The sequence below is a fragment of the Klebsiella sp. GG_Kp175 genome, assembly GCF_040062325.1.
Lineage (GTDB): Bacteria > Pseudomonadota > Gammaproteobacteria > Enterobacterales > Enterobacteriaceae > Klebsiella > Klebsiella quasipneumoniae.
Map to the genome: position 1 here is coordinate 257950 of NZ_JBEAFX010000003.1, position 20310 is coordinate 278259.

General features: G+C 58.5%; 17 protein-coding genes and 1 other annotated feature. Of the genes, 6 read left to right on the forward strand and 11 right to left on the reverse strand.

Going from position 1 to position 20310, the window contains the following annotated elements:
* Positions 1-90: 90 nt before the first annotated feature.
* A complete protein-coding gene (gene ybaK / locus ABLU73_RS07195; RefSeq protein WP_049093330.1) occupies positions 91-570 on the forward strand; it encodes a Cys-tRNA(Pro)/Cys-tRNA(Cys) deacylase YbaK in 480 nt (159 codons plus the stop codon).
* A 105-nt stretch (positions 571-675) separates the two neighbouring features.
* On the opposite strand, the gene ushA is transcribed toward ybaK, so the two are convergent.
* Positions 676-2328, reverse strand: a complete 1653-nt coding sequence (gene ushA / locus ABLU73_RS07200) for a bifunctional UDP-sugar hydrolase/5'-nucleotidase UshA (protein ID WP_004204729.1) — start codon at positions 2326-2328, stop codon at positions 676-678.
* Positions 2329-2596: 268 nt separating this feature from the next.
* On the opposite strand from ushA, the gene ABLU73_RS07205 reads away from it, so the two are divergent.
* Both ABLU73_RS07205 and ybaL read left to right on the forward strand, forming a co-directional pair.
* Positions 2597-3817: an MFS transporter gene (locus ABLU73_RS07205; RefSeq protein WP_004204731.1), complete on the forward strand. Its 1221-nt coding sequence runs from the start codon at positions 2597-2599 to the stop codon at positions 3815-3817.
* Between the two features lie 225 nt (positions 3818-4042).
* On the forward strand, positions 4043-5719 hold the full coding sequence (gene ybaL, locus ABLU73_RS07210) for a YbaL family putative K(+) efflux transporter (protein ID WP_004204732.1): 1677 nt from the start codon (positions 4043-4045) through the stop codon (positions 5717-5719).
* Between the two features lie 34 nt (positions 5720-5753).
* On the opposite strand, the gene ABLU73_RS07215 is transcribed toward ybaL, so the two are convergent.
* The 9 genes from ABLU73_RS07215 to ABLU73_RS07255 form a co-directional block, all read right to left on the reverse strand.
* Positions 5754-7058, reverse strand: a complete 1305-nt coding sequence (locus tag ABLU73_RS07215; protein WP_065878432.1) for an inosine/guanosine kinase — start codon at positions 7056-7058, stop codon at positions 5754-5756.
* Between the two features lie 63 nt (positions 7059-7121).
* On the reverse strand, positions 7122-8084 hold the full coding sequence (gene hemH / locus ABLU73_RS07220) for a ferrochelatase (RefSeq protein ID WP_017898889.1): 963 nt from the start codon (positions 8082-8084) through the stop codon (positions 7122-7124).
* A 128-nt stretch (positions 8085-8212) separates the two neighbouring features.
* Positions 8213-8857: an adenylate kinase gene (adk, locus tag ABLU73_RS07225; protein ID WP_002892184.1), complete on the reverse strand. Its 645-nt coding sequence runs from the start codon at positions 8855-8857 to the stop codon at positions 8213-8215.
* A 222-nt stretch (positions 8858-9079) separates the two neighbouring features.
* Positions 9080-10954 carry a molecular chaperone HtpG gene (gene htpG / locus ABLU73_RS07230; RefSeq protein WP_243813749.1) on the reverse strand — a complete coding sequence of 625 codons (1875 nt, stop codon included), beginning with the start codon at positions 10952-10954 and terminating at the stop codon, positions 9080-9082.
* A gap of 111 nt (positions 10955-11065) precedes the next feature.
* Positions 11066-11671, reverse strand: a complete 606-nt coding sequence (gene recR, locus ABLU73_RS07235; protein ID WP_002892177.1) for a recombination mediator RecR — start codon at positions 11669-11671, stop codon at positions 11066-11068.
* Entirely contained in the window at positions 11671-12003 is a 333-nt protein-coding gene (locus tag ABLU73_RS07240; protein ID WP_002892173.1) for a YbaB/EbfC family nucleoid-associated protein, read from the reverse strand. The genes recR and ABLU73_RS07240 overlap by 1 nt, the downstream gene beginning before the upstream one ends.
* Positions 12004-12060: 57 nt before the next feature.
* Positions 12061-13968 (reverse strand): DNA polymerase III subunit gamma/tau, encoded by a 1908-nt coding sequence (dnaX, locus tag ABLU73_RS07245; protein WP_023319861.1) that lies wholly within the window; start codon positions 13966-13968, stop codon positions 12061-12063.
* Positions 12664-12728, reverse strand: a sequence feature (DnaX frameshifting element). (Overlaps the previous gene by 65 nt.)
* Before the next feature lie 92 nt (positions 13969-14060).
* On the reverse strand, positions 14061-14612 hold the full coding sequence (gene apt / locus ABLU73_RS07250; protein ID WP_004204738.1) for an adenine phosphoribosyltransferase: 552 nt from the start codon (positions 14610-14612) through the stop codon (positions 14061-14063).
* 150 nt (positions 14613-14762) lie between these two features.
* Entirely contained in the window at positions 14763-15140 is a 378-nt protein-coding gene (locus ABLU73_RS07255) for a DUF454 family protein (protein WP_004204740.1), read from the reverse strand.
* A 69-nt stretch (positions 15141-15209) separates the two neighbouring features.
* Here ABLU73_RS07255 and priC point away from each other — a divergent pair, with 69 nt between their 5' ends.
* From priC to ABLU73_RS07270, 3 genes are all read left to right on the forward strand, one after another.
* Positions 15210-15737, forward strand: coding sequence for a primosomal replication protein N'' (priC, locus tag ABLU73_RS07260; protein ID WP_243813748.1), 528 nt, complete (start codon positions 15210-15212; stop codon positions 15735-15737).
* Positions 15738-15749: 12 nt separating this feature from the next.
* On the forward strand, positions 15750-15923 hold the full coding sequence (gene rsmS, locus ABLU73_RS07265; RefSeq protein ID WP_004204742.1) for a pleiotropic regulatory protein RsmS: 174 nt from the start codon (positions 15750-15752) through the stop codon (positions 15921-15923).
* A gap of 67 nt (positions 15924-15990) precedes the next feature.
* Positions 15991-16908, forward strand: coding sequence for an Rpn family recombination-promoting nuclease/putative transposase (locus ABLU73_RS07270; RefSeq protein ID WP_135682904.1), 918 nt, complete (start codon positions 15991-15993; stop codon positions 16906-16908).
* Between the two features lie 35 nt (positions 16909-16943).
* Here ABLU73_RS07270 and mscK read toward each other — a convergent pair whose 3' ends face one another.
* Positions 16944-20291 (reverse strand): mechanosensitive channel MscK, encoded by a 3348-nt coding sequence (gene mscK, locus ABLU73_RS07275; RefSeq protein ID WP_049003083.1) that lies wholly within the window; start codon positions 20289-20291, stop codon positions 16944-16946.
* Between the last annotated feature and the right edge of the window lie 19 nt (positions 20292-20310).

Consider the following 20310-nt stretch of genomic DNA (forward strand, 5'->3'; position numbering starts at 1 on the left):
CAACACTATTGCGCAAGATGGTACTATTTTTTAGACAACCTGCGGGCGTATTCTGACGTCACGCAAAACCGGTTGGTAAGAAGGATAGCTATGACTCCCGCCGTTAAATTACTCGAAAAAAACAAAATTCCCTTTCAGATCCACAGTTACGATCACGATCCCAATGAGACCAACTTCGGTGATGAAGTGGTGCGCAAGCTCGGCCTCAATGCCGATCAGGTTTACAAGACCCTGCTGGTCGCCGTTAATGGCGATATGAAGCATCTGGCGGTCGCCATCACCCCGGTCGCCGGGCAACTGGATTTGAAGAAAGTGGCGAAAGCGCTGGGCGCCAAGAAAGTCGACATGGCCGACCCGATGGTGGCGCAGCGTATCACCGGCTATCTGGTGGGCGGTATCAGTCCGCTGGGGCAGAAGAAGCGCCTGCCGACGGTGATTGACGCCCCGGCGCAGGAATTTGCCACTATCTATATTTCCGGCGGCAAACGCGGGCTGGATATTGAGCTGGCGGCCAGCGATCTGGCGCAGCTTCTGGATGCGAAGTTCGCCGATATCGCCCGCCGCGATTGATAACACTATCCCGGATAGCGGCGCACGCGCCTTATCCGGGCTCCCCAACTCATAGCCACGGTAAGCGTAGCGCCACCGTGGAAATAGCTCACCCGAAACCCAGGCTTACTGCCAGCTCACCTCGCCTTTCGGCTCATAGGCGGCGGCATCCAGCGGCGAGTTCTTCTCGATATACTCTTTTAGCACTTCGGCATCGATAAAGCCGGTATTCACATACCCGGGTTTATCGGCGATGTTCGGGTAACCATCGCCGCCGGTGGCGTTAAAGCTCAGCGTCGCCATCCGATAGGTCTTCGACGGATCCACCGGTTCGCCTTTGATTTTCAGATCGTTCAACTTGCCGTCTTTGGCCACAAAGCTGACGTTGGCAAACTGCGGATAGGCGCCGGAATCCGGCTTCATCTGCGCGACGGCGGTCAGGTAATCCACCACCTCCTTGCCGCTCATATCGACATAGGTCAGCACATTGCCAAACGGCTGGACCTTCATCACATCCTTGTAGGTGATATCGCCCGCCTCAATGGAGTCGCGGATCCCGCCGCCGCTCATCACCGCGAAATCCGCATTACTGCGCGCCATCTGCGCCGCCAGCAGCAGGTGGCCCATATTGGTCTGCACGAAACGCACTTTACTGCGATCGCCCTCCAGATGACCATTCACGCTGCCGATCTTGACCTGCAGTTGCGCCTTACCTTTGTTCTGGAACGGCGTCAGCAGCGACATCATCTGCGGGTTCTCCGCGATCTGCGGCGTATACAGCACCCGCTCGCTTTGGCCGTTATCGTAAGTCACTTTTTTCTTCAGGTTGACCGGGATCAGCTGATAGTGCACCAGCTTCATCTCGCCGTTGCGGAACTCAAAATCGGCGCGGCCGACGTATTTGCCCCACTCATGCGCCTGGACGATCCAGATGCCGTTCTGACGATCCGGGGCGCACGGCGTCCCTGGCACATAGTCGACCTGCTTTTTATTTTCCGACGCCATGCACACCGGATCCTGCGAGTGACCGCCGACGATCATCGCCAGCGAGCCCGCGGGTAAACTCCGCGCCATCTCGACATCCCCCGGCGCGTTAGAGCCGTGGTTGCCGTTGTCATAGTGGCCCATATGGGTGGTGGCCAGGATCACGTCCGGCTTTTCATTCTGCTGCAGCTCCTGGATCACCAGCTTCGCCTCTTCCGCCGGTTTGCGGAATTCGATATCGGTGAAATATTCTGGATTGCCAATCTTGGCCGTATCGTCAGTGGTTAAGCCAATCACCGCGATTTTTAACCCGCCGCGCTTAAACAGCGCCCAGGGTTTGAACAGCCGTTCGCCGGTGCTTTTCTGATAAATATTGGCCGACAGGAACGGGAACTTCGCCCACTTTTCCTGCTGGCGCAGCACGCTCAGCGGATTATCAAACTCGTGGTTCCCCACCGCCATCGCGTCGTAGCCGATCAGGTTCATGCCGCGAAAATCGGGCTCTGCATCCTGTAAATCAGACTCCGGCACCCCGGTATTGATATCCCCGCCGGACAGCAGCAGAACGCTACCGCCTTCAGCCGCCACCTCTTTACGAATACCGTCCACCAACGTTTTCTGCGCCGCCAGGCCATATTCGCCGTAGTCATTGCGCCAGAAATGGCCGTGGTGATCGTTGGTGTGCAGGATGGTAATTTTATAGGTTTTATCCTGCTCATAGGCCTGCGCGGACAGGCTGCCCAGCGATAACGCGGCGAATAACGCCAGCGCCACGCTGTGTTTTAAACAATGCATGCTTCACTCCCTGACTTAATCCCAAGTGCCGAAAGTATAGCGAGTTAGCCGCATTGACAAATATGTTTTCAGAATTGCGACTTCCTTCAAACCTTATCAGCAGGTATGTTAGTTGGATAATAATTCCACCTGCATCCTCTATACGCCTTCGCGTTGTATGGCAGTGCGTTAGCCCGTTCGTCATATTTCCCATGCAGTAGCCGGGAAAATCAGGGCAGTCGCATGGCGTACAAATAACGAAAGCTATATAAAAAAGTGACGTGAACCTATGGCAATCAATCAGACCGCTCAACCCGTGTCCGGCCCCGCTGCGCCGCCGCAAAAAGCGCGCACCTCGTTTGGCATCTTAGGCGCGATCAGCCTGTCCCATTTGCTTAACGATATGATCCAGTCGCTCATTCTCGCGATCTACCCGCTGCTGCAGGCCGAGTTCTCCCTTACCTTTGTGCAGATCGGGATGATCACCCTCACCTTCCAGCTCACCTCATCGCTGTTCCAGCCGGTGATTGGCTATATTACCGATAAACGATCGATGCCGTGGTCGCTGCCGGTGGGCATGTGCTTTACCCTCTGCGGTTTGATCCTCCTGGCGCTGGCCGGTAGCTTCGGTATGGTGCTGCTGGCCGCCGCGCTGGTGGGTACCGGCTCCTCGGTTTTCCATCCGGAATCGTCCCGCGTGGCGCGGATGGCCTCCGGCGGCCGTCACGGCCTGGCCCAGTCGCTGTTCCAGGTCGGCGGCAACTTCGGCAGTTCGCTTGGTCCACTGCTGGCGGCGGTGATCATCGCCCCGTATGGTAAAGGCAACGTCGCCTGGTTCGTACTGGCCGCCCTGCTGGCTATCGTCGTGCTGTCGCAAATCAGCCGCTGGTACGCCGCACAGCACCGGATGAATAAGGGCAAACCGAAGCCGGCGATCGTCAATCCGCTGCCGCGCAATAAGGTGATTCTGGCGGTAGGTATTCTGCTGATGCTGATTTTCTCGAAATATTTCTATATGGCGAGCATCAGCAGCTATTACACGTTTTATCTGATGCATAAGTTCGGCTTATCGGTGCAAAATGCCCAGCTGCATCTGTTTGCCTTCCTGTTCGCGGTGGCCGCCGGGACGGTGATTGGCGGGCCCGTTGGCGATAAGATTGGGCGAAAATATGTTATTTGGGGCTCTATCCTCGGTGTGGCGCCCTTCACCCTTGTTTTACCCTACGCCAGCCTTGAATGGACCGGGATTTTAACGGTGATCATTGGTTTTATCCTCGCCTCGGCCTTCTCCGCTATCCTGGTCTATGCCCAGGAGCTGCTGCCGGGACGTATCGGTATGGTTTCTGGTCTGTTTTTCGGCTTCGCCTTTGGCATGGGCGGCCTTGGCGCCGCGGTGCTGGGCCTGCTGGCGGACCATACCAGTATCGACCTGGTGTATAAAATCTGCGCCTTCCTGCCGCTGCTGGGATTCCTGACGATATTTCTTCCTGATAACCGGCAAAAAGCCTGATTATCCGGCGGCCAAAGTGTAACGTTGGCCGCCGTTACCCCTTGCACCATCGGCCTGATGCGCGCATTCCTCCCTCGATTTTCCCTTCTGTGCCTTTTCATCCCCTAATTGCATTTTTTTGCACAATTCAAGAATTATTCATAAACAAAGTGAACGTTTTTGTCATAAACTATTACGCGGACAGGGTAGCAAAATGGACCGATTCACCACTGGAAAGGAGACGGAATGCACCACGCAACACCGCTAATCACCACCATTGTCGGCGGCCTCGTGCTCGCCTTTATTCTCGGCATGATTGCCAATAAGCTACGTATTTCTCCTCTGGTGGGATATCTCTTAGCGGGCGTGCTGGCCGGACCTTTCACCCCTGGCTTTGTTGCTGACACCAAACTGGCTCCGGAACTGGCGGAACTCGGCGTGATCCTGCTGATGTTCGGCGTCGGGCTGCATTTTTCCCTCAAGGATCTGATGGCGGTAAAGTCGATCGCCATTCCCGGGGCCATCGCCCAGATAGCTGTGGCGACGCTGTTGGGTATGGCGCTCTCCGCCGCCCTTGGCTGGTCGCTGATGACCGGCATCGTCTTTGGCCTGTGTCTCTCTACCGCCAGTACCGTGGTGCTGCTGCGCGCCCTGGAGGAACGACAGCTGATTGACAGTCAGCGCGGGCAGATCGCCATCGGCTGGCTGATTGTGGAAGACCTGGTGATGGTCCTGACGCTGGTCCTGCTGCCGGCAGTGGCCGGTATGGCGGAGAAAGGCAACGTCGGCTTCGCTTCCCTCGCCCTCGACCTCGGGATCACCATTGGCAAAGTGGTGGCCTTTATCGCCATCATGATGCTGGTCGGCCGTCGGCTGGTGCCGTGGATCATGTCGCGCAGCGCGGCCACCGGCTCGCGCGAGCTGTTCACCCTGTCGGTGCTGGCCCTGGCGCTGGGCATCGCCTTCGGCGCCGTGGAGCTGTTTGATGTCTCCTTCGCCCTCGGCGCCTTCTTTGCCGGCATGGTGCTTAATGAATCCGAGCTGAGCCACCGCGCCGCCCATGACACCCTGCCGCTGCGCGACGCCTTTGCGGTGCTGTTCTTTGTCTCCGTCGGCATGCTGTTTGACCCAATGGTGCTGGTCCAGCAGCCGCTGGCGGTGCTGGCGACGCTGGCGATCATTATCTTTGGTAAATCCGCAGCCGCCTTTTTCCTCGTGCGTATGTTTGGCCACTCGCCGCGTACCGCACTGACGATTGCCGCCAGCCTGGCGCAGATTGGTGAATTTGCCTTTATTCTCGCCGGCCTGGGGATGGCGCTTAACCTGCTGCCGCAGGCCGGGCAAAACCTGGTGCTGGCCGGGGCGATCATCTCGATTATGCTCAACCCGGTGCTGTTTACCCTGCTGGAGAAATATCTCGATAAAACCGAAACCCTCGACGAGCAGACCCTGGAAGAGGTGCTGGAAGACGAGAAGCAGGTGCCGGTCGATATCTGCAACCACGCGCTGCTGGTCGGCTTCGGCCGCGTCGGCAGCCTGCTGGGCGAGAAGCTGATGGCCCAGGGGATCCCGCTGGTGGTGGTTGAAACCTCGCGCACCCGCGTGGATGAGCTACGCGAGCGCGGGATCAGCGCGGTGCTGGGCAATGCCGCCAATGAAGAGATCATGGAGCTGGCGCATCTCGACTGCGCTCGCTGGCTGCTGCTGACCATTCCCAACGGCTATGAGGCCGGCGAGATTGTCGCCTCCGCACGGGAAAAATGTCCGAATATCGAGATTATCGCCCGCGCCCATTACGATGATGAAGTGGATTACATTATCGACCGTGGGGCCAATCAGGTGGTGATGGGCGAGCGGGAAATTGCCCGCGCCATGCTGCAGCTTCTGGAAACGCCACCCGCCGGTGAAGTGGTCACTGGCTGATGTACAGCCCTCTCCCGTCGGGAGAGGGACTCGCTTATCGATCCCAGTACGCCTCTTCCAGGCTGTCCTCACGTTCCGGCAGGCCGCGGGTTAAACGCGGCGAGTGCTGGTTCAGCACCTGATAGCTCACGCGGTTGGCATATTTACACACCTGCGCCAGCGAGGAGTAGGTCAGCCATTTGCATTTGTGTTTGCTGGAGTTGGGTACGTTATTGCGATGGTAGTTATTGGCGGTGATGTCATGCAGCAGCGCCGCCAGCGCGCCGTCGCCTGCGCCGTTGGTGTTCATGATCTTCTCCGGGCCGCCCATATACGGCGCGATGTGCGAATAAATACGCAGCGGATTGACGCAGTCCTGGTGACGCATCGCGCGACTGAATTCAAACTGGTTAAATTCCGGGATCGCCCCCGGCAGCAGCGGATGCTGGGTTTTACGTTTCGCCTCTTCTTCGGTGAAGCCCGCCATATATAGCCCCGCCGGTCCGGCGGTGCACAGCACCAGGTCGACCCAGTCCAGCGCTTTGTCCGCCGCCGACAGCGGATCGGCAAAACCGGTCAGCGCTTCCCCTTCCTCTTCATTCATCGCCAGAATCGAGACATGATCCTGCAGGAACTGCTGCCACCACGCCGGGTTATCGGCAATCACGTATTTGGTACCAAGAGTTAACACCACCGGCACATCATGCTTTTTGGCATACTCGATGGCTTTCATCGTCGCGTCCGGCATCGGCTCGCCCGGCTTGCAGCGTACCAGGTAGGAGGTCAGCACCAGCGCCGAGGCGCCAGCGATCACCGCTTCCGGAATGCTTTCCGGGTGCAGCTTGTTCATATGACCCGGGCTAATGGCGAAGGTGCGCTCGCCGCTATCGCTGATCAGGGTGAAGCAGCGGCCAATGGCGCCGTCAACGCCCTGTAGATAGTTCAGATCGGTGCGGCTGGAGGTATTGCACAGGTAACGATAGGCATAGCCGCCGATTTCGATATTGCTGCACATGACGCCAAGCAGCACCGAGCGATCGTCCGCCAGCACCGAGTAGTTGTGCATGGTATTGCCGATCGTGCCGCCGGCAAACTGATGAGTAATAAGATTATTGCGCACCAGCTCCTGGTACAGCGCCTCGGCGACATCATCTTCAATCACCAGAGAGTGGCCCGCGCTCAGGCCGTAGCGCACGATAAACGCCTCATCCACTTTCGCTTCGATATCCACCAGCGTCTGGTCGATACCCACCACCCAGGAGACGCTGGATTCATTCTCCGGCTGAATTTGCTGCAGCAGCGGGTCGCGGGCGTTAACGGGAAAATAGTGTTTGGATTTGCGTTTACCGGGAAATTTCATAGTGGCGCTTAAATAACAGGGAACAAGCGGGAAATAGTAGCATATTCCCCGCCCTGCGCGCGATCAGCGATAAGGCGCCGTCAGGTTGACCATCATCTCAATATGCGCGGCGTCCGCGTTAAGCGCCGGAATGTATTCATATTGCTTGCCACCCGCTTCGAGGAAGATTTCCCGGTTCTGGACGGCGATCTCTTCCAGCGTTTCGAGACAGTCGGCGGCAAAGCCCGGGCACAGCACCTGAATATGCTTCGTCCCTTTCTCGCCGAGCATCTTCAGCGTCTCATCGGTGTACGGCGTCAGCCAGGGTTCCCGGCCAAAGCGCGACTGGAAGGTCATCATCACCCGCTCCGGTGGCAGCCCCAGCGCGGAGACCAGTTCCCGCGTGGTATCACGACAGCGCTGAGGATAATCATCTCCCTGGTTGGCATAGCGCTGCGGGATCCCATGATAGGAAAGCAGCAGCAGATCCGGTTCCCCATGAACGGCAAACGAGGCGCGCACGCTGGCCGCCAGAGCATGGATATAGTCCGGGTGCCCGGCGTAATCGCGAATAAACGAGATACCGGGAATGGCGCGTTTTTTCGCGAGGATCCGCGCCAGCTCATCCCAGACGGCAGCCACCGTCGAGCAGGAATATTGCGGATACAGCGGCAGCACCACGATGTGCCCCACCCCTTGCGCCAGTAAATCATCCACCGCGCTGGCCAGCGACGGCGTTCCATAGCTCATGCCCAGCGCCACCGGGGTATCCGGCAGTCTGGCGGCCAGCGCCTGCTGCTGGCGACGGCTGTATACCATCAGCGGCGACCCCTCTTCCATCCAGACGGACTGATAGAGTTTAGCCACGCGGGGAGAGCGAATCGGCAGTATGACGCCGCGCAGCAGCGGCCACCATAGCAGACGAGACGTATCCACCACCCGTTTGTCGCTGAGGAATTGTCGCAGATAACGCTTCACCGCACCGGGGGTGGGCGCATCGGGAGTGCCTAAATTGGCCAGCAAGATACCTGTTTTCGTCTGATGCATTACCGCCTCTTAACCATTTGAATCGCAGCCAATTGTAGCTGAAATGGCGCTAAACGGAACCAATCATAGCAAAAGGTAGGAATGAGAGGAGTTCTCATCCTGCCGCAGCAGGATGAGAAAAGGCTTTATCAGCCGAGGATTTTTTCTAGTTCGGCGCGCACGTCAGCCACCGCTTTGGTGCCGTCGACTTTGGCGTATTTGGTGTTGCCCGCCTGCGCTTCTTTGGTGTAGTAGCCGATCAGCGGCGCCGTCATCTGATGATATTCCACCAGACGCTTACGCACGGTCTCTTCCTGGTCGTCTTTACGGGTGGTCAGCTCTTCGCCGGTCACGTCGTCTTTGCCTTCCACCTTCGGCGGATTGAATTTGATGTGGTATACGCGACCGGATGCCGCGTGAACGCGACGGCCAACGATACGGTCGACAATCAGTTCGTCCGGCACGTCGAATTCCAGCACGTAATCAACGGTAATGCCCGCTTCTTTCATGGCGTCAGCCTGCGGAATAGTGCGCGGGAAACCGTCCAGCAGGAAGCCGTTACGGCAATCTTCCTGGGCGATACGCTCTTTAACCAGCGCGATAACCAGCTCATCGGTCACCAGCTTGCCGGCGTCCATGATGTCTTTCGCCTGCTTACCGAGCTCAGAGCCGGATTTTACCGCAGCGCGCAGCATATCGCCGGTGGAGATTTGCGGAATACCGTATTTCTCCATGATGAACTGAGCCTGAGTTCCTTTACCCGCGCCCGGAGCGCCAAGCAGAATAATACGCATTACGAAAATCCCCTCAAAAGTCGATTCAATTTTTCAAAAACGCTAAACCATACCACCAGAACGGCGATGGCTCAAGGAAGGCGGTGCGGCTGAAACGGTTAATGGTGAGATATTTTATGCAATCCAATGTGAAATGCCCCGTCTGAGCAAATCGCTCAGACGGGGCATTTATCCCGTTCCCGGCGTCGCGTCGCTCGGCCGGGCTACTCGTTCAGGTTCGCGTCAGGAAGCCAGCAGCTGGTTCATACGGCGGATAAACTGGTTCGGATCTTCCAGCGTGCCGCGCTCGGCCAGCAGCGCCTGATCCAGCAGCAGTTCCACCCATTCGCCGAACTGCGCGTCATCCTGGGTATCGGCTGCGCGTTTCACCAGCTGATGCGCCGGGTTCAGTTCGAAGATGTATTTCACTTCCGGCGCCGCCTGGCCCGCAGCCGCGAAAAGCTTCGCCATCTGGGTGCTCATCTCGTCGGCATCGGTGGTGACAATCGCCGGGGTATCGGTCAGACGATGGGTCAGACGCACCTCTTTGACCCGGTCGCCAAGCAGGTTTTTCACACGCTCAACGAACGGCTCCAGCGCTTTTTCGGCTTCTTTGGTGGACTCGTCCACTTCATCCGCCAGCTTGTCCAGCGACTCGTCGGCTTTAGCGACAGACTGGAACGCTTTGCCGTCGAACTCGGTCAGGTAGCTCATCATCCACTCGTCGATGCGATCGGAGAGCAGCAGCACTTCGATCCCTTTCTTACGCAGCAGCTCGAGGTGCGGGCTGCTCTTCGCCGCCGCATAGCTGTCGGCAGTGATGTAGTAGATCTTCTCCTGACCTTCTTTCATGCGCGAGACGTACTCTTCCAGCGGCACGGTCTGCGCGGAGGAGTCAGTATGGGTGGTCGCGAAGCGCAGCAGTTTGGCGATCGCCTCCTGGTTGCTCGGATCTTCCGCCGGCCCCTCTTTCAGCACCAGGCCGAACTGTTTCCAGAAGGTCTGATATTTTTCGGCGTCGTCTTTCGCCAGCTTATCCAGCATCTGCAGCGCGCGTTTGGTCAGCGCGGTGCGCAGGTTGCGGGTCACGCTGCTGTCCTGCAGAATTTCACGGGAGACGTTCAGCGGCAGATCGTTGGAGTCTATCAGGCCGCGTACGAAGCGCAGGTAGTTCGGCATAAACTGCTCGGCGTCGTCCATGATGAACACACGCTGGACGTACAGCTTCAGGCCGTGTTTATGATCGCGGTTCCACATATCCCACGGTGCCTGCGACGGGATATACAGCAGGCTGGTGTACTCCTGCTTACCTTCCACGCGGTTGTGGCTCCAGGTCAGCGGGTCGCTGTAGTCATGGGCAATGTGCTTGTAGAATTCTTTGTATTCGTCGTCGTTAACTTCAGACTTGCTGCGAGTCCACAGGGCCTGCGCCTTGTTGATTTTTTCCCAACTGATAACGGTTTCACCGTCTTTCTCTTCCCGTTTCTCAATCTCAACCGGCAGCGCGATATGGTCGGAATACTTGCTGATGATGGAGCGCACGCGCCAGTCGTTAAGGAAATCGTCCTCACCTTCGCGCAGATGCAGGGTGATTTCGGTCCCGCGATCGGCTTTGGTGATGTCGGCCACGGTATATTCCCCTTCGCCGGCGGATTCCCAGAACACGCCGTTCTCAGGTTTATCGCCTGCCGCACGGGTACGGACGGTCACTTTATCCGCCACGATGAAGGCCGAATAGAAGCCGACGCCGAACTGGCCAATCAGCTGGCTATCTTTTGCCTGGTCGGAACCCATCGATTCGAGGAACGCTTTGGTGCCGGATTTGGCGATGGTGCCGAGATGGTCGATAACCTCTTCCCGGTTCATACCGATACCGTTATCGGCAATGGTCAGGGTACGGTTGTCTTTATCAAACGAAACCCGCACGCGCAGCTCGCCGTCTCCCTCATACAAATCCGGCTGCGACAGCGCGCGGAAACGCAGCTTATCGGCCGCATCAGAGGCGTTGGAAATCAGCTCACGCAGAAAGATTTCTTTGTTGGAATAGAGGGAATGGATCATCAGGTGCAGAAGCTGTTTTACTTCTGACTGAAAACCACGAGTTTCTTGTCCTTTCATCTGATTCAACCTCAACAATGCCATTTTAAATGGGTAAAAAACCGTTGAGTGGGAGATGGGGACAGCGGGGAAATTTTTCAAGCGGAGGCGGCGATAGCCGCCTCCATTTGTTCAGAAAGTAATCTTGTGGCGACCGGCCAGCGAGTGGGACAGCGTGGTGCCGTCGACCATCTCCAGCTCGCCGCCCACCGGCACGCCGTGGGCGATTCGGCTGGCGTCGACGCCATACTGCGCGCACAGCTCCGCGATATAGTTGGCTGTCGCCTCGCCCTCAACGGTCGGGTTGGTGGCAAGGATCACCTCGGTGATCGACTCCGCCTCCAGCCGTTGCTCCAGGCGATCGAGCCCGATGTCATCAGGCCCGATGCCGTCGAGCGGCGACAGGTGCCCCATCAGCACGAAGTAGCGGCCGGAATACTGCCCGGTCTGCTCAATGGCGTAGATGTCCGCCGGACTCTCCACCACGCAGATCTGGCCGTTTTCCTGGCGACGCGGGTTGCTGCAGATATTGCACACCTCCTGCTCGGTGAAGGTGCGGCAATCGGCACAGTGGCCGATCTCCGACATCGCGCGCGTCAGCGCCTGCGCCAGACGCATCCCGCCGCTGCGATCGCGCTGCAGCAGGGTAAACGCCATGCGCTGCGCCGACTTCGGGCCGACGCCCGGCAGACAGCGCAGTGCTTCCATAAGCTGAGTTAACAGCGGGCTGGTTTGCATCAGAACGGCATCTTGAAGCCTGGCGGCAGCTGCATACCGGCAGAGACGGAAGCCATCTTCTCTTTCTGGGTCTCTTCGATACGGCGCGCAGCGTCGTTGAACGCGGCAGCCACCAGATCTTCCAGCATCTCTTTGTCATCTTCCAGCAGGCTTGGGTCGATCTCCACGCGGCGGCAGTTGTGCGCGCCGTTAATGGTCACTTTCACCAGACCCGCGCCGGATTCGCCGGTCACTTCCAGCTGAGCGATCTCTTCCTGCATCTTCTGCATTTTTTCTTGCATCTGCTGGGCCTGCTTCATCAGGTTACCCAGGCCGCCTTTTCCACCAAACATAGGCTTCTCTCTCAGTCAGTCATCATTAAAGGTACTGACTGCAAGTCAAACTTGCAGTCAAATGGGGCGGATACTCTCTTCATCCAGATCGGCGTCAAAGAAACGACGCAGGGTCTGAATGTTATTATCCGCAATAATCGCTTCGCGCGCCTGCGCGAGCTTCTCTTCATAAATAGCCTGCCGCCACTCCAGCGGCGTGCGCATCGCGGGATTATCGTCTTCCACGATGGTCAATTCAACGGGCGTACCGTACAACACCCCCAGCGCTTCAGCCAGCTTTTGCTGTGCGCCGGCGGAATTGAGGTGGCGCTGGCTGGAGCGCAGATGCAGACAGACGCGATTGCCCTCCTGCTCTTTCCACGCGTTGAGCGCCACCTGCTCGACCAGCTTCGGTACTGCCAACTGGCTCACTTCTGCCGCCCAGCTGTCGCGCTCGACCGCTTCAACGGCAAGCTTGGCCGCCAGCTCAGGCGTTTTTTCATGTTCCAGCGCTTTTTTCAGCGCTTTAGGCGTGGCGACTTCGACTTTGGTCTCTTCAACCACCGTCGTCGCCTTCCAGCGATAAGCCTCTTTCTTTGCCGGGGCCTGCTCCAGCGCCGCCGCGGCCGGACGAGCCTGGACGCGCTCGGTAATCGAACTCAGTCGCTCCAGCGCAGCGTTATTCACCGGCCGCGCGCGGGAAGCGGCTGCCGGTTCACTCTTTTTTGGGGTGGTTGCTCCCTGGCTGCGCTGCAGGTGACTGCGGGCCGCCAGCACCTGGCTGGTGGTCGGCGGCAAACTCTGCGGCGGCTGTGGCGGCGGCGCTGCGGGGGAAACCGGCTGGCGCGGCGCGGGCGCGGCGGCCTGCGCCGGCTGCACCTCGGGCTCCGGCAGCGGCTTACGCGGATGAAACGCCAGGGCGCGCAGCAGCGTCATTTCGACGCCCATCCGCCGGTCCGGGGCATAGGGTAGCTCTTTGCGGCCAATCAGCAGCGTTTGGTAGTAGAGCTGAACGTCGCCCGGCGGTACGGTGCGCGCCAGTTCGCGCATCCGCACTTCGACCGCAGCCATGTCGGCGCCCAGCGCCGAAGGGGACAGCTGAACCATGGCGATGCGGTGCAGCAGGCTCTGCATCTCCACCAGCAGCGCCTCCCATTCAACGCCGCGCGCGGCGGCGTCATTGACGCCCGCCATGACTCGCTCACCATCGGCAGCGACCAGGGCTTCAATCAACGACAGTGCCTGATCGTCATCGAGGGTGCCGAGCATGGTGCTCACCGACGCCGCCGTCAGTTGCCCTTCTCCACTCGCAATAGCCTGATCGGTCAGGCTTAAGGCATCGCGCAGGCTGCCGTCGGCGGCGCGCGACAACAGCTGCAGCGCGCGGGGCTCGAAGGCAATCTGCTCTTCGCCAAGAATATGCTCCAGCTGATGGCGGATCTGTTCAACGTCCAGCGCCTTCAGGTGGAACTGCAGGCAGCGGGATAAGATCGTCACCGGCAGCTTCTGCGGATCCGTCGTCGCCAGCAGGAATTTGACGTGCGCCGGCGGCTCCTCCAGCGTCTTTAATAACGCATTGAAGCTGTGGCGCGACAGCATATGAACTTCGTCGATGAGATAGACCTTGAAGCGGCCCCGGGCCGGCGCGTACTGGACGTTATCCAGCAGGTCGCGGGTATCTTCGACTTTGGTGCGTGAGGCGGCGTCAATCTCAATCAGATCGACAAAGCGCCCCTGTTCAATTTCCCGGCAGTTATCGCACACGCCGCAGGGGGTGGCGGTGATGCCGGTTTCACAGTTTAACCCTTTCGCCAGCAGGCGGGCGATGGAGGTCTTACCGACTCCGCGGGTACCGGAAAAGAGATAAGCGTGATGAATGCGCCCTAACGACAAGCCGTTCGCCAGTGCGGTCAGCACATGTTCCTGGCCGACGACGTCAGCAAAGGTTTGTGGGCGCCATTTACGGGCTAAGACCTGATAACTCATGGGCTGGCTCTGAAACGCTGGAAGGTGAAATCACGAAGGGGTCATGCTATCACAGCCCCGCCCGATCGGCGAGGCTATGTGGAGGGATTTGCTTAGTGGCCCGGGAACGGCACCAGACTGAAGCAGTGGATCCCCAGCTTCTCCAGGCGCTGTTCGCCGCCCAGATCGAAGAGATTGATAATGAAAGCGGCATCCTGCACTTCGCCGCCGAGACGGCGGATCAGTTTGACCGTCGCGTCGATGGTTCCGCCGGTCGCCAGCAGATCGTCCACCACCAGCACTTTGTCGCCCGGTTTGATGGCGTCAACGTGGATCTCCAGCTGATCGGTGCCGTACTCCAGCTCATAGCTCTCAGCGATGGTTTCACGCGGCAACTTACGCGGCTTGCGTACCGGAACAAAGCCCACGCCCAGCGCCAGCGCAACCGGTGCGCCGAAAAGGAAGCCACGCGCCTCAGTCCCTACCACTTTGGTAATTCCCGCGTCTTTGTAGCGCTCGGTCAGCAGTTCAATGCTGAGCGCGTAAGCTTTCGGGTCTTCCAGTAAACTGGTGACATCGCGGAAAAGAATGCCCGGTTTTGGATAATCCTCGATACTCTGGATGCTGTTCTTCAGATATTCAAGCTGCTGTGCAGTTGCGGTCATAAGTGTATGCCTGATTGAAACGGTGTTACCCACGGGCGTGCAAAAGGGGCCAAAGAAACATTTGTTTAACCTTTGACCAGGCTTACCCGCGCTCGAAAACGCCAGAATTTACTGGCTGTCAGCAACAATTGCAACAGGCATTATTGCGCATCAGTGCTTTTGTTGCTTTGCGTCAACCACCGGAATGCGCCACATAAAGATCAGCAGACAGGCCAGAATGACCAACAGCATGATGCGCACCCACGTAAGCTTAACCAGCCACAGCGAAATAGCAAAAGTCGCCACGATCATGGCAATGGCGCGCGGTTTGGCGCCGCGAGGCATGGCGCGGTACTGTTGCCAGTGGCGAAGATAGCCGCCGAACCATGAGCGATACAGCAGCCACTGGTGAAAGCGCGGCGATGAGCGGGCAAAGCACCAGGCAGCGAGCAGAATAAACGGCGTCGTCGGCAGCAACGGTAAGAAGACGCCCAGCGTACCCAGCGCTACCGCCAGCCAGCCGATAATGGTTAAAATAACAGGTGGCATAATGCGAATCGTTATCAAACAGATACGGCTACTGTAGCACAGTTGGCTGATGGAGAATGGAGGGGGTTGGTGAAAACAGCTCAACTTTTACAAACGCTGAACAATCAGCTCAGCGAGCTGGCCGCGCAGGTGGCGCCGCTGGCGGAGCACGCGACCCTCAGCCCGCGCTTTGACCGCCAGCTCTTCCACACCCGCAGCACGCTGATGCAGGCCTATCTGGCGGAAGCCCAACACAACTTTCACCAGCTCCGCCAGGCCGTCGAGCGCCAGCAGTTGCCGCAGGTAGCCTGGATCGCCGAGCGTCTGGCGGCGCAAATCGCTGCGCTGCGTCGCGAAACCGCCACCTGGTCGCTGCGCAGTTGGGACCATGCCTCGCCAACGCTGAGCCGCTGGCAGCGCCGTCGCCTACAGCATCAGGAGTATGAGCGCCGCCTGCTGGCGATGCGCGACCAACGCCAGCGCCAGCTGACGCAGGCTACCAGCCTCGACGAGCAGCAGCGGCTGGCCAGGGAAGTCGATGTCTACAGTGGACGGCTGGCGCGCTGCCGACAGGCGCTGGATAAGATTGAAAACGTACTGGCGCGGCTGACGCGCTAACAGGAGAGTCCGATGTCGCTGGAAAATGCCCCCGATGAGGTCAAACTGGCCGTCGATTTAATCATGTTGCTGGAATCACATCAGATCCCGGCGCAAACCGTGCTGGACGCGCTGGAAATTGTCAGGCGGGATTATGCAAACAAGTTAAAAAACGCGGAAAGCGCCTCGCAAACGCCGCAGAAGTAAGATGTTGCCCACGGCGGAGTGCTGGCAGAGTGGTCCTCTGCGCATGACGCCGATGGAGGCAATATTGATGGAAAAGGTCAGTCAAACCCCGCACGATGCGGTTTTTCGCCAGATGCTGATGAATCAGGCGGTGGCGAAGGATTTCCTGCAGCTGTATCTGCCCGCGCCGTTTCTGGCAATCTGCGAGCTGGATTCGCTGCAGCTGGTCTCCGGTAGCTTTGTTGAAGAGGACCTGCGCGCCAGCTATTCCGATATCCTTTACTCACTGCGCACCCGCCACGGACCGGGCTATGTTTACGCGCTGATTGAGCACCAGAGTACCCCGGACAAGCTGATGGCGTTTCGCCTGCTGCGCTACGCGCTGGCCGCCATGCAGCGTCATCTGGACGCTGGCCACGACACGCTGCCGCTGGTGGTGCCGATTCTGTTTTATCACGGCAAGGTCAGCCCCTGGCCCTGGCCCTGGCCCCGCAACTGGCAACAGCTATTCGCCGAACCGGCGCTGGCGAAGGCGCTCTATAGCGGTGATTTTCCGCTGGTGGACCTCACCGTTATGCCAGATAATCAGATAGTCCGTCATCGGCGGATGGCCATGCTGGAGCTGTTGCAAAAGCATATCCGCCATCGCGATCTGGCCGAGCTGCAGGTGCCGCTGATCGCGCTGATGACGCAAGGCTATCTGACAGAAGCGCAGTTGAATACGCTGCTGCGCTATATGTTGCAGGCGGGTACAACGGAACATCCGGGGGCGCTGATCCGCGCGCTGGCGGCGCAGTCGCCCAGGCATAAGGAGCTGATGATGACCATTGCCGAATGGCTGGAAGAGAAAGGCCGTAAACAGGGGCAGCAGGAGGGCGAGCAGGAAGGTCGAGAAGCCGCCACTCGCAGCATCGCCGCCAGAATGCTGGCGCGCGGCCTCGAACGACAAATCGTGCGGGAACTCACCGGGCTTAGCGACGAGGAGCTCGCCGCGCTGGCGCCCTGATGCAACAGGGGCGGCGTTGCGCCGCCCCTCTTCAGTTAAGACGCGACGGAGGGAGCTAAATCGTCGCCCTTTCCATCCCGCTTCACTTCCGTGACTTCATCACCCTTTTCATTTCGCAGATGGACTTCCAGCTGGTTAAAGGCAATGTTGATGTCATTCTCCCGGCACAGACGGTCGATGGCGCGGTTGAGCTCATCCACCGTGTAGCTGCGATCGCGCAGTTCACGGACATACAGACGTAGTTCATGATCCAGCGTACTGGGGCCGAAGGTGGTGAAGAAGACCGCCGGCGCTGGCTCCTGCATCACTTTCGGATGATCGTGCGCCACCTTCAGCAGCACCTCCTTCACCTTATCCAGGTCGGAACCATAGGCGACGCCGAGGCGGATTACCACGCGGGTCACGGTGTCGGAGAGCGACCAGTTGATCAAGCGCTCGGTAACGAACGCCTTGTTCGGGATGATCACCTCTTTGCGATCGAAGTCGGTAATGGTGGTGGCGCGAATACGGATTTTGCTTACCGTACCGGAGAAGGTGCCGATAGTCACCGTATCCCCAATGCGCACCGGACGTTCGAACAGAATAATCAGGCCGGAGACGAAGTTACCGAAGATCTCCTGCAGACCAAAACCCAAACCAACCGACAGCGCGGCCGCCAGCCATTGCAGTTTGTCCCAGGAGACGCCCAGCGATCCGAATACCGTCATCGCCCCAATGGCGATAATCGCATAGTTAAGAATGGTGGTGATGGCGTAGGAAGTCCCCTGGCGCATATTGAGCCGCGACAGGACCAGCACCTCCAGCAGCCCCGGCAGGTTGCGGATTAGCGCCCAGGCAACCATCGACGCCACAATGGCAAACAGCAGGCTGCCCATCGTCACGCTGCGCACCACGCTGGCCCCCGCCTCGGTGCCGTTGTAATGCCAGAGGGTGATGCTGTCGAGATAGGCGAAAACGGTGATCAAATCCGACCAAATCGCCCAGAACATGACCGCGAACAGCGCGATCATCACCAGCATGGTGATGCGCAACGTCTGCTGGTTAACCTGTTCGAGAGCGATAGTCGGCTCCTCCTGCGGCTCAGCGCCTTCCGCGCCCTCCTTCACCAGATGCTGACGGCGCGCCAGCGCCCGGCGCCAGGCGATACGCCGCGCCGCCACGCTCAGGCCACGCAGCACGGTCTGGTACAGCAGGTTCCAGATCATTACCAGATAAACCGTCTCGATCCAGCGTCCCGCCAGGCGCAGCGTGGTGTAGAAGTAGCCGGTCGCCGTCAGCACCATCAGGGCCACCGGAACGATAGACAGCACCGTGATCGTCAGCAGGCGCAGGCTGTGCGACTCTTTATCGCGCCAGCTTTCCCGGCACATCGGCCAGACCAGCACCGCGATCAGCAGTAAGTTGAAGAAAATCACCAGCTGCCCCAGCACATCGTCCATCAGGTTCAGCGGCGACAGCTCGGAAATCACCGACCAGAAATTCAGCGGCAGCAGCGCCAGGCTGACGCGGACAATCTGCCGCCGCCAGTGGCTGGTCAACTGCGCCGGCATATTAAAGTGGCTGACCGCCACGCCGTTCTTTTCCAGCACTTTCCAGCACAGGCCAAACACCAGCCAGAACATCGCCAGTTTTTTACTGTACGCCCACAGCAGTCCGCTGATATTTAACTGCATGGTGAGTAAGATCAGGCCAATCGCCAGAATCACCAGCACCACCGGTAAGGCGCGGATCAGGTCGATAAAGATCGCCTTCGGCGTATGCAGTTGGGTATCATTGCGTAGTTGGCCTACCTGAGAAGCCAGCTTCGCCTGATAATCCTTGAGCCACTGCAAACGCCAGCGGATCAGGCCGGCAATTAGCAGCAGCGGTAATCCGGCGAGGAAAGCGATAAATACCGCCGGCCACGCTTTTTCCCAGTTCACGGTGATTTTCATCGCCTTAAACTGACCTTTCAGCGCTTCCGGGAAGGCCTTAATCCACTCCCAGTCCATCGGTTTATTGCTGTTCACCCAGAAAATTTGCTGGGTCAGGATTTCTTTCAGGCTGCTGGAGACGCTCATCAGCTGCTGCTGGTTGATCTGCAGGTTGATGGCCATCATCAGCTGGTTCCCCAGCTGTTTATTGAACTGGTCAAGCAGCTCGCGACGCATGTCGATCACTTCCAGCAGCGCGGCGTGCACTTCATCGGTTACTTCAGCGCTGTGCCCCTCTTCCAGCTTAGCGACATAGGCATCGCTCTGGAACAGGGCGTCGCGCTGCTGGTTAACTTCAAACTGTTCAAGCCGCAGGTCGGCAATGCGATTAGTCATATCCTGCAGTTCATCCGCCGACGGCAGCGTCTGCTGCTGCTGATAAAGAATGCGCGACAGCAGGAGGCTGCCCTTGAGCACGGAAATTTGCTCTTTAATATCCCGCTCAGACTGCAGAGCGCGGTCGAGCCAGTTCTTTACCTGGATATTGCGCTGCACCAGCTGGTTGCCATTCTCCGTCGCCTGGATCAGCTTCTCGCTCAACTGGTGGTTAACATCCAGCTCCTGCTTGACCAGCGGGTTGGCCTGAATACGCGTGGTTTCATCCGGCGTGACCGCCTCCTGGGCGGTTTTCTCAGTCAGCGTCAGCCGCTTGCTGTTCACCGCCTCCTGCAGCAGCTGCAGCTGATGCTCCAGCCGGTTGCTCCAGGCGGTTACATAGTCACGCTGCTTCTGCAGGGTATCCTGCAGGATAGTGTTGCCTTCGAGGCTCTTACGCTGCTGCTCGATCTGCGCGTTGAGCAACGCCTGCTGGGCCTGCAGCAACACCTGCTGGGTCGGACGCAGAGTCTCATCGCCCACCGAGGTGCCATTCAGACGATTACGGATCTGCTGCAGCTGCTGGGAGGCGTTGTACATCGCATTTTGCACCCGTTCCGGCTGCGTTTGCAGGGAAACCAGCTGGCTGTTGTAGGTTGCCAGATCGTTTTGCGCATTCTGCAGATCGTCCAGCGTTTGGGTGACGCGTGATTCCAGCTGACGCAGGGAGAGCGTGCTCAGCGTCTTGCGCGTCGCGTCGTCGTTCGGGACATCGCTCAGGTTGTTAAGGTTATCCACCGCCTGGCGCAGCTTCGACGGGGCTTGCTCGACCTGCTGGCGGAGCTGCGTCGTCTCGCTCTTGATGCGATCGATTTTATCCAGCGTTTCCAGGGTCTGGGTCAAATCCTGCTGGACCAGTTTATCCTGCGGAGTCAGTTCCTTTTGCTTGTTTAATGTGTTGAGCTGACTCTGCACCTCCGCCCGGTCAGGGAGGTCTGCGGCGCGGCCCTGAACTGGACTGAAAAGGCCAATAAAACAGAGCAGCATAATGGTAAAGATGAACGTGGCGCGTTGCCTGGAGATCGTGTGCAGCATAGTTAATATGAATGAATGC

Bases quoted from the DNA above. Each gene is read 5' to 3' on its own strand.
- dnaX (WP_023319861.1), bottom strand. From the start codon at position 13,968: ATGAGTTATCAGGTCTTAGCCCGTAAATGGCGCCCACAAACCTTTGCT.
- ushA (WP_004204729.1), bottom strand. From the start codon at position 2,328: ATGCATTGTTTAAAACACAGCGTGGCGCTGGCGTTATTCGCCGCGTTA.
- ABLU73_RS07205 (WP_004204731.1), top strand. From the start codon at position 2,597: ATGGCAATCAATCAGACCGCTCAACCCGTGTCCGGCCCCGCTGCGCCG.
- ybaL (WP_004204732.1), top strand. From the start codon at position 4,043: ATGCACCACGCAACACCGCTAATCACCACCATTGTCGGCGGCCTCGTG.
- htpG (WP_243813749.1), bottom strand. From the start codon at position 10,954: ATGAAAGGACAAGAAACTCGTGGTTTTCAGTCAGAAGTAAAACAGCTT.
- hemH (WP_017898889.1), bottom strand. From the start codon at position 8,084: ATGCATCAGACGAAAACAGGTATCTTGCTGGCCAATTTAGGCACTCCC.
- apt (WP_004204738.1), bottom strand. From the start codon at position 14,612: ATGACCGCAACTGCACAGCAGCTTGAATATCTGAAGAACAGCATCCAG.
- ABLU73_RS07270 (WP_135682904.1), top strand. From the start codon at position 15,991: ATGGAAAAGGTCAGTCAAACCCCGCACGATGCGGTTTTTCGCCAGATG.
- rsmS (WP_004204742.1), top strand. From the start codon at position 15,750: ATGTCGCTGGAAAATGCCCCCGATGAGGTCAAACTGGCCGTCGATTTA.
- ABLU73_RS07215 (WP_065878432.1), bottom strand. From the start codon at position 7,058: ATGAAATTTCCCGGTAAACGCAAATCCAAACACTATTTTCCCGTTAAC.
- recR (WP_002892177.1), bottom strand. From the start codon at position 11,671: ATGCAAACCAGCCCGCTGTTAACTCAGCTTATGGAAGCACTGCGCTGT.
- mscK (WP_049003083.1), bottom strand. From the start codon at position 20,291: ATGCTGCACACGATCTCCAGGCAACGCGCCACGTTCATCTTTACCATT.
- ABLU73_RS07240 (WP_002892173.1), bottom strand. From the start codon at position 12,003: ATGTTTGGTGGAAAAGGCGGCCTGGGTAACCTGATGAAGCAGGCCCAG.
- adk (WP_002892184.1), bottom strand. From the start codon at position 8,857: ATGCGTATTATTCTGCTTGGCGCTCCGGGCGCGGGTAAAGGAACTCAG.
- ABLU73_RS07255 (WP_004204740.1), bottom strand. From the start codon at position 15,140: ATGCCACCTGTTATTTTAACCATTATCGGCTGGCTGGCGGTAGCGCTG.
- ybaK (WP_049093330.1), top strand. From the start codon at position 91: ATGACTCCCGCCGTTAAATTACTCGAAAAAAACAAAATTCCCTTTCAG.